This window comes from Vibrio penaeicida, assembly GCF_030689305.1.
GTDB lineage: Bacteria > Pseudomonadota > Gammaproteobacteria > Enterobacterales > Vibrionaceae > Vibrio > Vibrio penaeicida_B.
Map to the genome: position 1 here is coordinate 1 of NZ_JAUYVM010000071.1, position 599 is coordinate 599.

Annotated in this window: 1 protein-coding gene; it reads left to right on the forward strand. The window is 41.9% G+C overall.

The features are described from left to right. The first annotated feature begins 76 nt into the window (after window positions 1-76). Window positions 77-583, forward strand: coding sequence for a hypothetical protein (locus Q8W40_RS28050; protein ID WP_305402113.1), 507 nt, complete (start codon window positions 77-79; stop codon window positions 581-583). Window positions 584-599: the final 16 nt, after the last annotated feature.

Here is a 599-nt window from a genome sequence, read left to right on the forward strand (position 1 = left end):
AGCGTTGGGGCATGTCAGTCCGGTTGAGTACGAAAGTATGTAGTTATGTGGTGTCTACTTTTTATGGGGTACACCAATGCTTCCGGTGGAGGAAAACTCAGAAGGTATGAAAAAGTTTATTTTTGGTTCGTTCTTTTTATTCATCGTTGCTTTTAGTGCCTACTTATCGTTTGGCGTTTATCGGAACTCTTTTCTCTCAACAAATATTGAAAATGGTAGCTATAGCGCGTGCTTGAATGATTCCAAGATAAAGAAATACAGCATTGACCTGTGGGATCAAGATGAAAGTTTTGATATCCGGTTTGTCGAATCAGGTAATACTCATTGCTTTGCCCCAAGGTTCCCGGCAATTGAGGTTTCGTCCTCAAAAGTTACTCACTGGTTACATATAGTGGAAACGTCGGGTGATGTGCAGTTTTTTGGCAAACATGCGTCCTTAGGTAATTTGGGACCACAATGGGTCTTTGTTGATGTTGGCAGCCAAGAGAGACGTGATAATAGCTATCCATTTTATAGTGTGGGTGGGCGTTGTTGCCTAAATCAGTTGAACCTTTTTCGAGTCTTGCGATCTGATCCTTTATGATGGTTAGAGCGGTGGT

Coding starts and splice junctions, on each gene's coding strand:
- Q8W40_RS28050 (WP_305402113.1), top strand. CDS start 77: ATGCTTCCGGTGGAGGAAAACTCAGAAGGTATGAAAAAGTTTATTTTT.